An 11158-nucleotide genomic window follows, 5' to 3' on the forward strand; every position below is an offset into this window, starting at 1 on the left:
ATTATATGAAACTTTATTGTTTAATGCCAGAAGTTGCTGGAGGAGTAGGAGAAAATACTATATTTTCCTCAGAAACATTTCCTAATGGTCAGCGAAAAGTTAGTCATTTGCATTATGCATTTGATGGATGGCTTGGAGATGCTCTTTTAGAAACTTGTCCATGTTTTATTGTGACCACTAGTCTAGCTTCTCTCATAGAAAGCTCTAACCTTTCTGGATATCAATTTAAAAAAGTGGAGGTAAGTATGTCTGAGTTTTTTCAGGAGATGCATCCAGAACGAATTCTTCCGGAATTTGTCGAGTTGGTTCCAGCAGGAAAAATAAGTGTGACTAATGGCCTAGTCACTGATTGGACAGGGGAAGATTTCTGCACAGATGAAATTGCAAACCTGGTAGTGAGTGAACGAGCTCTGTCTACTCTAAAAAAACATCGCCTCAACCACTGTGATATTGAACAATTGGCTTGGAAAGAAAAATAGTTAGCAGGATTAGTTAATAACGGTCTCTTTGGTATGAAGGGGCCGTTAATATTTGTAACGAGCTTTAATCATATAGTTTTTCTGTATGCTAATATTGTTGCAGTTATTTATGTTTAGAAAATTATTTTTTAGGTGGGGATTACATGAAGTGGGGAGATGTTCAATTACTTGTATCGTATTCTCAAGTAAACGTTTTTAATACGGATTTACAGGACCCGTTTAATGATTGGACAGATACACATGTGCAGCAAGGATTTTCTTGGAGAGAAGGTAGTGTGTCATTTGGTGCGTTGTCTGACTGGGAAAGTAAGATTAGTGTGGGACTGGGAGATGAAATATACACGAATGAGCAAGCTATTCGATCCATCGTTGTACCATTCCATGTGGAGGATAACGGTATAACAGTAACAAGTATTCTATCAGAAGAGTTTATTTTTGACATTCCGCAAGGGAGTTATGAACTATTGTTCCATGCAATTCCATTAGAATCTCAAGAGAAAGATTTATTTAAGGTAAGATATGAGATAACATTTGTCAGTTGCGCTACACCAAGCCCTCGCATTTTAAAATATGATAGTGAATTACTGCCACCTAAGAATCTATGTATGAAGGCTGAACCAGCAGTTTAAATTAAACCAGTACCCCAATTGTTGGACACGAAAAATCCAACAGTTGGAGGTGCTTTTTCTATGACATGGTCAACTATGATACTTTGCCGGGAACCTCCTAAAAGTAGAAACCCCTCGTGGCGTAACTACTCCGACCAAGGGAGAAGATGAAGTGAGACTTATAACGAGCATGGTCATAAGGTGAAGAGAGTTGATATGATAGGAAAGCCTCATAGAGGAATCCCAACACCTCATACACATATTTTTGGAGGTACTGACATTTCTCCAAAAGGAGCTTTCCAAAGTAAGAAGAGGTCCGATCGCGAAGCTACTCCAGGGGAATATCCTAAAGGTTGGTAATGAGTCTTCACGTGGGTTGTTTGAGACTTGTATGTTAGACCATGTAGAGAATAACGAGTTTTAGCGGTTCTCGGTTACAAAACCGCTGATTAATATTTCCGGAGGAGGATAGGTAAGAGGGGATTAGGATTCTAATAATTTCCTTTGTCTAAGTGAAGATGAAAAAAACTCTGTTTGAACTTGATGTTGATTTAATTCCGGAATTTCAGGAGTGGAAAAAACTAAATCGTGAATCATTTGATCTATATGATTTAGCAGGAGCACTGCTGGATATTGAAAAAATACTGTTAGCAGGTAGAGTGTTATTTCCAGAATTTCAGGAAGTAGATGATATGGTTTTCTTAGACCGTCCAGAGTTAAGAGAGCATATTGACCATTGGAAAAAAGGAAGATCTAATCTGCAAGTAGAAGCAATGTTGAATCATAGGCATATACACGAGTCTTATGTCGAAGGTCCAGAAGCTTGGGACGATCAGTGGTTAGAGCTAGGAAAATTATTGAAAATGTGTTACGAGTCTTCCTTGTCTAGATTATATCCAGATAGAGAGTTTATTGTGGATTTAAGCGAAGATAGTGGTCCAGGAGACTATGTACTTACTTTTTATCAGCCTGAAACAAAAACAGAGGCTTTAGAAAAGTAATGTTTTTCATAAGGTTTTTTCTTGTAACCAGTGTGCTTCGAGCAACCCCTTCACCCCCGAAGGGGTTCTTTTTCATCCACGCCTTCTTTTCCACCCAATAGGGTAGCCTAACGATAAAATGTATAATATACTTATTTTTATATAGTTGATTACAATTGAGGTGTCATAGATGCTAGCGATCGAAGCTAAGAAGCTAACAAAAGAATTCCAAGTCTACCAGAGCCGAAAAGGTTTATCTGGGGCGTTTCGTGATTTGTTGAATCGGGAGTATCGTACGATTCGGGCGGTAAATGAGATTGATTTGTCGATCGAGCCGGGGGAGATGGTTGGATATATCGGGGAAAATGGTGCAGGTAAGTCAACTACGATTAAGATGTTAACGGGGATCTTGCAACCAACCTCAGGCATGTTAAAAGTAAATGGTTACGACCCTCACCGCGAACGAGAGAAGTTTGTCCGTACGATCGGGGTCGTATTTGGCCAACGGAGTCAATTGTGGTGGGATTTAGCGGTACAGGAATCGTTTCAATTACTCCAAAAGGTGTATCGTATTCCTCATGAGAAGTACGAGCCGCATTTAAAGAGGATGATTGATGTATTAAACATCCAAGAATTGCTGGATCAGCCTGTACGAAAGTTAAGTCTAGGCCAACGGATGAGGTGTGAATTGGCAACGTCTTTAATTCATCAGCCTTCTCTCTTGTTCCTAGATGAGCCGACGATTGGGCTAGATGTGCTCGTAAAAGAAGATATCCGCCAGTTTCTACGAGATATTAATCAAGAATTAAACACAACCGTTCTACTTACAACGCATGATCTTGGCGATATTGAAGCGCTCTGCTCGCGAGTGGTGATGCTAGATAAAGGAAATATCATCTATGACGGAGATATGAATCGATTAAAACGTGAATGGGGAGATGGGAAACGGATTTTACTGGAGACGGAGAGGGAGTATGAGTTGTCCGAGTTACTGGCGACTACAGAAGGCCTTCCGGTTGAGTGGGAAAAGAAAGCGACCCATACATACGAGATAAAAGTTCCTGGTGATCAGGTGCAAGTGCCTGAGGTGCTTGGCAGAGTCCTTGAGCGCGGGATTGCGATTCAAGAGATGCAGTTGGAAGAGGCGACTGCGGAGGAGATTGTACGCAAGATTTATCAGGAGGGGATGACGCTTGATTAGGATGTATGCAGAGATCATCCGAATCCGATTTCTGATGATGTTAGCGTACCGTGTTAACTATTACAGCGGTATTTTAATTTATAGCTTAAATATAGGAGCTTATTATTTCTTGTGGACGGCTATTTACGGCGGGCAAGGGAGTATAAATGGCTTCACAGCCTTGCAGATGGCTACGTATATCGCGATTTCGTGGATGTCACGAGCGTTTTATTTTAATAACGTCGATCGTGAGATTGCTACTGAGATCCGAGACGGTACCGTAGCGATTCAATTTATCAGGCCGTATAACTATCTGATGGTAAAGGTGTTCCAATCGTTTGGAGAGGGGATCTTCCGTCTGGTTTTATTTAGTGTTCCGGGGATGTTTTTGGTGTCGCTTATCTTCCCGATCGAACTACCGGGCTTTGGCTGGATTTGGTTAAAGTTTGCGCTTAGCTTATTTTTAGGCTTTGTGATTAATGTCCAAATTAACATCTTGGTAGGAATTCTCGCCTTCTTTGTCTTAAACAATCAAGGAATGCTATGGGCGAAGCGGATGATTGTGGATTTGCTTTCGGGTTTAACGATCCCGATTGCCTTTTTCCCCATCTGGGCGCAGTGGGTGCTAAAAGCACTACCGTTTCAAGCGATTAGTTATCTCCCCAGTGTGGTGATCGTGAAAGACTTGAGCGGATCCGCATTTTGGGGAGCGGTTGGGATTCAAGTCATGTGGTGCTTGCTCTTATTAATTCCGATTCAGATGATCTGGAACAAAGCGAGACATACTCTCGTTGTACAGGGTGGTTGATTATGGTTCAATTTCAGCTTTTATGGGAGTATTTTAAGCAATATATGAAAGCAAGATTGGAATATCGCTGGGACTTTATATCGCAGTTTTTTACCGATTTGATGTCTCAAGCGATTAACCTTGTCTTTATATTAGTCGTATTTGGACATACGCAGCATTTAGGCGGCTGGAGCCGTTACGAGGTTATTTTTATCTATGGTTACTTCTTAATCCCGTGGGCAGTCTTTACCTCGTTCTTCAACCTATGGGGATTTAATGATAAATACATCATTCGTGGGGAGTTAGATCGGGTTTTAACGAGACCTGTCCATAGTTTAGTTCAAGTCATTATGGAGTCCATGGCACCTGAATCATTGATGGGTGTGCTGACGGGAGGCATTGTGATGGGCTGGGCGGTTTGGAACTTGCCGCTCGATTGGGCTTGGTATGATCCGCTTCTCTTTATCATGTTTGTGTTAGGCGGAGTGGCCGTATATGCGGGTATCTATGTAGCGTTGACCAGTATCAGCCTCTATTCGGACTCGAAATCCGATATCCAACCGATAGTGTATAACATCGGAACCTATGGACGCTATCCAGTTAATATTTACTCGAAAATCATCCAGTTTGTGTTGACATGGATCTTGCCCTTTGCCTTTGTTGGGTTTTATCCTGCGAGTTATCTGTTAGGCAATGGTGACTGGAAGGTGTACGCGATGTTAACGCCAGTTGTGGGAGCCGTTTTCTTCTCAATTGGACTTTATAGTTGGAATCGTGGAATAGAGAATTACAAAGGTGCTGGTAGCTAAGCACCTTCTTTTTTATTTGATGATTTCTCCTGTGTGCTATTCCGCCCAGGATTGATTTCTAAGTTTGTCCCAAATTTTTCGGTGATCTCATCTACAAAACCATTCATGTCCTCGACCATTGCTTGTGAGGCTAAGCCAACATTTAAGGTTCCGCTTAATGTTTCTACATGTAATTCCTGTACTTTATAGGTGATATGTTCAATGGCGATCGGCTTGATTTGATTTACCTGTTCTTGCAAGAGACAGTTATCACGTCTTAGCGAATGCACTTCTTGCTCTAGCCGTTGAATTCGTGTGTACATTTCTTCCCAAGTCAATTTTCCCAACTCCTGCTTTCTGCTATTCACTTCTCTTAACAGTTATATGCGCTTGTCTTGCTACAACATGCAGAGAATTTTAGTTTTTAGTCAAGCTTTATTTGAATAGTAGTAACAAGAGAGAATAGGGGGGATCATCCTTGAAGACAGAAGATTTTTCCCGCTGGCAGCAATTAGCCAAACAGTTTTTAGGGGACGAATTTTTTCAAGATATCGTGGGTTCCCAAGGATCAAAGGCAAGTTCATCATACCCAGCAGTTGATGTGTACCAAGGAAAAAATGAGGTAATTGTACTCGTAAACCTACCTGGAGTGGAAGAATTCCGTGCGGTGGATATCAAGGTAGAAGGGGATCAATTAACGATCAGTGGAAATGTGGCGGAATCATATGGAGACCATGAAGTCATTATTTCAGAGCGGAAACAAGGTCCGTTTTCGAAGACGGTTTCATTGGGGGCGCCCGTTGCGAGGAAATATAAACATGCTCGTTATCGTAGAGGTGTCCTAGAACTGCGTTATCCGAAATTGTAGAATGAAGTAAAGGTGTGTCATCGCCCACTCTCCTTTCATATGATAAAGAAGCTCATGGAGGGAGGGAGCGATCGGCATGCCAACTATTAATAACATATTTAATATTAAAATAAACAGTGTATCCAGTGCTGCCTCCGTCAACTTTGGCAATACCATCAATATTGGCGCAGAAAGTAATAGTAAATCGCTTGGCGGCTCCTCCCCAGTAGGTGATTTTACTCGGAATTTTGACTGTGAAAATAACGTCTATATTGATCCTGATATTATTGATCAGGCGTAGGAGGTGAATGGATGGTACATGTAGAGATTCGATACCTTGATATCAAAGCTGTTTCGAATGCTGGATCGGTGAATATAGGTACGACACTAAATATCATGGATAAATCTGCAATACCGTCTGTTCCGCAAGTTCCAGTTCCTCCTAATGGAGACCAAATTGCACCTGTGGTTCCACCTGGGGATATCGTTCCTCCAGGAGATATAGCTCCTCCAGGAGATGTAGCTCCTCCAGGAGATATAGCTCCTCCTAGAGATGTAGCTCCACCAATGGTCCGAAAGAATGAAGAAAGATAGCCATGCTTTGGTAGAGGGCTATTTTTTTGATACAATGAAATCAAATCAACTACGACATAGGAGTGAAGAACATGCTTCATGGACAAGCCCCAGACTTTACGTTACCTGCTTCAAATGGTGACTCTGTTACATTATCACAATTTCGCGGCAAAAATGTGATTCTCTATTTTTATCCAAAGGATATGACGCCTGGTTGTACGACCCAAGCGTGTGATTTTCGTGATACCCATTCTTCATTTGAAGAAGCGAATACGGTGATTTTAGGGATTAGCCGGGACTCTGTAGCAAGGCATACGAAGTTTATTGAAAAATATGATCTTCCTTTCCTTCTATTAAGTGATGAAGATGGAAAAGTATGTGGTATGTACGGGGTTTATAAGGAGAAAAATATGTTTGGCAAAAAAGCGATGGGAATTGAGCGATCTACCTTCGTCATAAATGAAGAAGGTATCATCGTGAAAGAAGAACGGAAAGTAAAAGTGAAGGATCATGTGGAGCAAGCACTTGAATTTATCAAGCAGAATCTGGAATCTAACTAAGGAGTGAACTCTTTGAACGCCAACACTTCCTACGATTGGCCTAATTACTACGATTGGACTTCAAATGGTCTTGATCATGATACGACGTATTATACCGAACTGGCCAAGGTTTCAGGAGGCCCTGTTTTGGAGTTGGGATGTGGAACAGGCCGGGTGACAGTGGCGATTGCCAGAGAAGGATTGCCGATTACAGGACTTGATAATTCGATTGAGATGTTACATCGTGCGGAGCAAAAGGCACAGTCCCTCGGGGTATCTTCCCATGTACAGTTTATGGAGAAAGATATGCAGGACTTTGAATTGCCGGATTCCCGATTCCCGTTAGTCATCATCCCGTACCGCTCCTTTATGCATGTAACCCATGTGGAGGGTCAAATCAAAACCTTAGAAAATATATATCGTCATCTAACAGATGATGGAGTTCTTGCTTTTAATGTTTTTGTGCCTTTCATGGATCAGTTTGTAGGGATGGATGGGAAAAAGCAGTTTCGAGGTACCTTTCCCGTTCCAGGGACAGAAGATGAGATCGAACTGTATGATTTTACAGAAATCGAGCCTTTTTATCAGCTTGCCCAAATTACGCGATATATGGAGCGATTTGATCAGTCAGGCAAGTCACTCGAGCGAATTCGTACGATGTTAGAGATTCGGTATTCATTTCCTACTGAGTTGTTCCATTTGCTAAAATCTTGTGGATTTCAAGTTGTCCAAACATATGGCACGTTTTATCGCAGTCCCTTCTCGCATCAAAGTGAAGAGCTGATTATCGAAGCACGTAAGGCATAAATGTATCGTGAAGGAGGGGAGAGCCAGATGAAACCAAAGCCAAAACGGGTTCCAACGAAGAAAATTCTAAGCACATTAGGATTTATGTATCCAGATGCGCACTGTGAATTAGACTATCGCAACCCGTTTGAGCTATTGATCGCAACGATATTATCTGCTCAGTCTACAGACCGTCAGGTAAATATCGTGACCAAGTCGCTATTTGAGAAATATCCAACCCCATTTGATATAGCGAATTTGACTGCAGAGGAATTAGCAGAAGAGATCAGGATGCTGGGATTATTTCGTAATAAGAGTAAAAACATCTTGCAAACATGTCAGATTCTAGTGGGGAAGTATCAGGGAGAAGTTCCAAATAATCGAGCTAAATTAGAAGAGTTACCTGGTGTGGGTCGTAAAACGGCAAACGTGGTATTGAGTAACGCATTTGGTGTACCTGCTCTGGCAGTAGACACGCACGTACAACGAGTTGCCAATCGGCTAGCACTGGCAGATAGTGAAAATGTGTTAGAGACGGAGCGGCAATTAATGCGCAGGGTTCCACGAGCCGAATGGACTGATACCCATCACCGCATTATCTGGCATGGAAGAAGGATATGCAGTGCCCGTAATCCAAAATGTACCTCTTGTCAGTTGCTTGAATTTTGCTGGTATGGGAAAAATAGCATCAAGTAGCGTTGACAATTTAGCGAAATGAAAATAGACTAATTATAGATATTCTAAAGTAAGAATCATTTCATTGGCAGACATAGCGAGGTGGGGGAAATGGACAAGAACCGCCTGACAGGTGCTATTGAAACCTTAAAAGAGAGCGGTGTTCGCATGACCCCTCAACGACATGCGATCTTACAATACTTGCTTTCTTCTATGGAGCACCCGACAGCAGACGAGATTTATAAAGCTCTAGAAGCAAACTTTCCGAATATGAGCGTTGCTACGGTGTATAATAATCTTCGTGTTTTTAAGGATGCTGGTTTAATTCGTGAACTTACGTATGGGGATGCATCTAGCCGGTTTGATGCAAACGTGGAAGATCATTATCATGTCATCTGCCAAACTTGTGGTAAGATTACAGACTTTGATTATGCTCCTATTGATTTAGAACATCGGGCTGCTGAAGGAACAGGTTATACAGTGGACTCACATCGTTTAGAGTTTTACGGTACATGTCCAGCGTGTCAACATTATAAAAAAATTCAATAGGAACAAGCTCTTTTCATGCAGGCTATACTAAGCAAACATGTGAGAAGCTTGTTCCTTCTTTTATATCTGCATTTGGAGATGGCATCTTGCGGTTAAGGCAACGTGAGTCCCGGTGGACAGCCATCCATTTTTCATGTTGGTTTCGTAATCTGGATCGGAACATGATTCCTCTATGCGAATCATTTGGCTCTTTACTAATAGGATGCTATCAGTTGATACCCTTACGTCCACAGAAGGAAGAGGAGTAAACACCTTCTCATCATCTCCTTGATGCTCTCTTACTGCGATGACTGGACAATCCTCTGTTCCGAAAAGTTCAAAGATCGATCCTTCCAGATGCTCTTCTATTGTAGAACATCGGCAGGTTAAAGGCTCTGTGGAGATGAGATATCTTAGGTGCTCTCCTAATTTTTTTGGTGTGGCTTTTTTAATAAAGCGATCCAGTACCGCTTTTTGAATCCTAGAGGGAATGACTTTTTCAAGTGTGGTGGTTTTAGTGGATGCAGTTTGCTGTAATTCTCGTTCTAACTGTTGCAGGGATTCAGGTGTCTGTAAACAGACAGTCGAATGGATGTGGTGGTTGAGTGGATGAAATCCACTGGTGGAATCTAAATACGAAATACTAGAACCTGATAGCAAAGGGTAGAAATGTCCGACCAAACGCTCTATATAATAGGAATAAGGCAGGCAAGATGAAAATTGATCTTCTACAGAAATAGGAAGTAAGTAGGAGAGGGAATGAACAAGTTGTAGGATATTTCCGTGGCTGTATGTTAAAGCCCGAATTCGTTCCTTTTCAAATAAATAAATCATGGTCGCAGGATCCTGTTGTTGAATAGATGGATAGGGTAGTTGGTATGCATCGTTTGAAATGGTTTGTCCTAATTGAACCATGGTATCAAAAGTCACAGCTCCAACATGATATGAACGCCCTGTTAGTAAGGCTACATGCTTCATATGGGGAAGTAGATGTTGGATTTCTTCTAGCATACCCGGATTTTCTATGAGAATAGAAGTAATATTGGCATGTTGAATCAATGCATAAACTTGCTCCTTGGATCGTAACGGATCGATTGGAACAGAGATGCCTCCTAGGGATAAAATTGCTAAGTCGCATATGATGGCTCTTGGATTCGATCTTGCATAGATGGCAACTTTATCCCCGGCTTGAATCCCTAATTTCTGTAATCCGTAGGCTACATCATGGATTTGATACCAAAGTTGTTGATATGTATAAACACGCTCCTTCTCATTTTTGCGCCATACTAATGCTGGCTTTTCCGAGTGGTGCTTTACAATCCTTGATAATAATTCAATGATGTTATGAGGTTTCACTGGGTTCTCCCTCCTGCAAAATGGAAGTCCAACATTGGAGTCAAATATGGAATGGTACCTATACTATAGTTTCGGATAAGTCAGAATATGAATGGATCATAGATAAAGTGAGTTTGAGGAAATGCAAATAAAAGGATCTTCTATTTTCGCTTATAAGGGAGCAGAAAAATAGAAGATCCTTTTATCAACTACTGATTTTTAGGGGAAGCATTTGGTGCATCTTTTGGATCTAGAGAAAGAATTGCACGACAGTGGCTACACTCATCCCGCTTGCCGAGCAATTTTGTTTGCTTTTTACACTCTGGACACTCTACTGACACGGATTGGAGGGATAACATCCCAATCCAAAAATAGATTCCGACACTGGCACAGACCGTTAGTAATCCGAGTATAAAGAAAACGACCATCCAGCTAGGAATGATAAAGCCTATGTACATAACCCCTACACCAAGAAAAACGAGCAATAACGCGAATGTGCGTATTTTATTTAGCTTACCGGATAAGAGCATCTCTATGATTACCTCCTATAGAGCCTATCTTTCATTAGTGCCTATATTGTATCATTTTCAAGACAGAGAAAAAACGAAAAAAGTTATTGACTCTTATTTTATGGCATGCTATATTATTACATGTCGCCGCGATACGGTGGCACAAACAAAAAAAGCAAGTGTTCCTTGAAAACTAAAGAGTGAATGAACCAAGACCTGTTAATTACTTTAAATTGAGCTTAGCTCAAACTTTCAATGGAGAGTTTGATCCTGGCTCAGGACGAACGCTGGCGGCGTGCCTAATACATGCAAGTCGAGCGAGGAGCTTTTAGCTCCTAGCGGCGAACGGGTGAGTAACACGTGGGCAACCTGCCCGTAAGACTGGGATAACTTCGGGAAACCGGAGCTAATACTGGATAATCTTGATCTTCGCATGAAGGACAAGTAAAAGATTTATCACTTACGGATGGGCCCGCGGTGCATTAGCTTGTTGGTAGGGTAATGGCCTACCAAGGCGACGATGCATAGCCGACCTGAGAGGGTG

General features: G+C 41.6%; 16 protein-coding genes and 1 rRNA gene. 14 read left to right on the forward strand and 3 right to left on the reverse strand.

Going from position 1 to position 11158, the window contains the following annotated elements; genetic code table 11:
• The first annotated feature begins 5 nt into the window (after positions 1-5).
• The 6 genes from BT147_RS12245 (at position 6) to BT147_RS12275 (ending at position 4843) form a co-directional block, all read left to right on the forward strand.
• On the forward strand, positions 6-479 hold the full coding sequence (locus BT147_RS12245) for a hypothetical protein (protein WP_072335773.1): 474 nt from the start codon (positions 6-8) through the stop codon (positions 477-479).
• Between the two features lie 143 nt (positions 480-622).
• Positions 623-1108: a competence protein ComJ gene (gene comJ / locus BT147_RS12250; protein WP_072335776.1), complete on the forward strand. Its 486-nt coding sequence runs from the start codon at positions 623-625 to the stop codon at positions 1106-1108.
• A gap of 497 nt (positions 1109-1605) precedes the next feature.
• On the forward strand, positions 1606-2088 hold the full coding sequence (locus tag BT147_RS12260) for a hypothetical protein (RefSeq protein WP_143188000.1): 483 nt from the start codon (positions 1606-1608) through the stop codon (positions 2086-2088).
• Positions 2089-2257: 169 nt separating this feature from the next.
• Positions 2258-3268, forward strand: a complete 1011-nt coding sequence (locus BT147_RS12265; protein WP_072335782.1) for an ABC transporter ATP-binding protein — start codon at positions 2258-2260, stop codon at positions 3266-3268.
• The gene (locus tag BT147_RS12270) at positions 3261-4055 is read left to right on the forward strand and encodes an ABC transporter permease (RefSeq protein ID WP_502688572.1); all 795 of its coding nucleotides are present in this window, start codon (positions 3261-3263) and stop codon (positions 4053-4055) included. Before BT147_RS12265 ends, BT147_RS12270 begins: the two co-directional genes overlap by 8 nt.
• Before the next feature lie 2 nt (positions 4056-4057).
• A complete protein-coding gene (locus tag BT147_RS12275; protein WP_072335785.1) occupies positions 4058-4843 on the forward strand; it encodes an ABC transporter permease in 786 nt (261 codons plus the stop codon).
• On the opposite strand, the gene gerPC is transcribed toward BT147_RS12275, so the two are convergent.
• Complete coding sequence (gene gerPC / locus BT147_RS12280) at positions 4840-5160, reverse strand: spore germination protein GerPC (RefSeq protein WP_072335788.1); 321 nt, start codon at positions 5158-5160, stop codon at positions 4840-4842. The genes BT147_RS12275 and gerPC overlap by 4 nt on opposite strands.
• 140 nt (positions 5161-5300) lie before the next feature.
• On the opposite strand from gerPC, the gene BT147_RS12285 reads away from it, so the two are divergent.
• From BT147_RS12285 to perR, 7 genes are all read left to right on the forward strand, one after another.
• The gene (locus tag BT147_RS12285; RefSeq protein WP_072335791.1) at positions 5301-5690 is read left to right on the forward strand and encodes an Hsp20/alpha crystallin family protein; all 390 of its coding nucleotides are present in this window, start codon (positions 5301-5303) and stop codon (positions 5688-5690) included.
• 76 nt (positions 5691-5766) lie between these two features.
• Entirely contained in the window at positions 5767-5970 is a 204-nt protein-coding gene (locus BT147_RS12290; protein ID WP_072335793.1) for a spore germination protein, read from the forward strand.
• A gap of 11 nt (positions 5971-5981) precedes the next feature.
• Positions 5982-6263 (forward strand): hypothetical protein, encoded by a 282-nt coding sequence (locus BT147_RS12295; RefSeq protein WP_072335796.1) that lies wholly within the window; start codon positions 5982-5984, stop codon positions 6261-6263.
• 71 nt (positions 6264-6334) lie between these two features.
• Positions 6335-6802, forward strand: a complete 468-nt coding sequence (gene bcp, locus BT147_RS12300; RefSeq protein WP_072335799.1) for a thioredoxin-dependent thiol peroxidase — start codon at positions 6335-6337, stop codon at positions 6800-6802.
• A gap of 3 nt (positions 6803-6805) precedes the next feature.
• Positions 6806-7588, forward strand: coding sequence for a class I SAM-dependent methyltransferase (locus tag BT147_RS12305; protein WP_083426549.1), 783 nt, complete (start codon positions 6806-6808; stop codon positions 7586-7588).
• 27 nt (positions 7589-7615) lie between these two features.
• Positions 7616-8263, forward strand: coding sequence for an endonuclease III (nth, locus tag BT147_RS12310; protein ID WP_072335806.1), 648 nt, complete (start codon positions 7616-7618; stop codon positions 8261-8263).
• A gap of 90 nt (positions 8264-8353) precedes the next feature.
• On the forward strand, positions 8354-8791 hold the full coding sequence (gene perR / locus BT147_RS12315; RefSeq protein WP_072335809.1) for a peroxide-responsive transcriptional repressor PerR: 438 nt from the start codon (positions 8354-8356) through the stop codon (positions 8789-8791).
• A 60-nt stretch (positions 8792-8851) separates the two neighbouring features.
• Here the strand turns inward: perR and BT147_RS12320 are convergent, their stop codons facing one another.
• Complete coding sequence (locus tag BT147_RS12320) at positions 8852-10126, reverse strand: AMP-binding protein (protein WP_072335812.1); 1275 nt, start codon at positions 10124-10126, stop codon at positions 8852-8854.
• A 188-nt stretch (positions 10127-10314) separates the two neighbouring features.
• Entirely contained in the window at positions 10315-10635 is a 321-nt protein-coding gene (locus BT147_RS12325) for a DUF2614 family zinc ribbon-containing protein (RefSeq protein ID WP_072335815.1), read from the reverse strand.
• Between the two features lie 231 nt (positions 10636-10866).
• On the opposite strand from BT147_RS12325, the gene BT147_RS12330 reads away from it, so the two are divergent.
• Positions 10867-11158, forward strand: a 16S ribosomal RNA gene (locus tag BT147_RS12330); the annotation flags it as partial.

Source organism: Thermoactinomyces sp. DSM 45891 (genome assembly GCF_900119485.1).
Taxonomy (GTDB): domain Bacteria; phylum Bacillota; class Bacilli; order Thermoactinomycetales; family Thermoactinomycetaceae; genus Baia.

Excerpts from the sequence above, each read along its gene's own strand:
- perR (WP_072335809.1), top strand. The coding sequence starts at position 8,354 with ATGGACAAGAACCGCCTGACAGGTGCTATTGAAACCTTAAAAGAGAGC.
- bcp (WP_072335799.1), top strand. The coding sequence starts at position 6,335 with ATGCTTCATGGACAAGCCCCAGACTTTACGTTACCTGCTTCAAATGGT.
- BT147_RS12325 (WP_072335815.1), bottom strand. The coding sequence starts at position 10,635 with ATGCTCTTATCCGGTAAGCTAAATAAAATACGCACATTCGCGTTATTG.
- BT147_RS12260 (WP_143188000.1), top strand. The coding sequence starts at position 1,606 with ATGAAAAAAACTCTGTTTGAACTTGATGTTGATTTAATTCCGGAATTT.
- comJ (WP_072335776.1), top strand. The coding sequence starts at position 623 with ATGAAGTGGGGAGATGTTCAATTACTTGTATCGTATTCTCAAGTAAAC.
- BT147_RS12290 (WP_072335793.1), top strand. The coding sequence starts at position 5,767 with ATGCCAACTATTAATAACATATTTAATATTAAAATAAACAGTGTATCC.
- BT147_RS12245 (WP_072335773.1), top strand. The coding sequence starts at position 6 with ATGAAACTTTATTGTTTAATGCCAGAAGTTGCTGGAGGAGTAGGAGAA.
- BT147_RS12275 (WP_072335785.1), top strand. The coding sequence starts at position 4,058 with ATGGTTCAATTTCAGCTTTTATGGGAGTATTTTAAGCAATATATGAAA.
- BT147_RS12295 (WP_072335796.1), top strand. The coding sequence starts at position 5,982 with ATGGTACATGTAGAGATTCGATACCTTGATATCAAAGCTGTTTCGAAT.
- nth (WP_072335806.1), top strand. The coding sequence starts at position 7,616 with ATGAAACCAAAGCCAAAACGGGTTCCAACGAAGAAAATTCTAAGCACA.
- BT147_RS12265 (WP_072335782.1), top strand. The coding sequence starts at position 2,258 with ATGCTAGCGATCGAAGCTAAGAAGCTAACAAAAGAATTCCAAGTCTAC.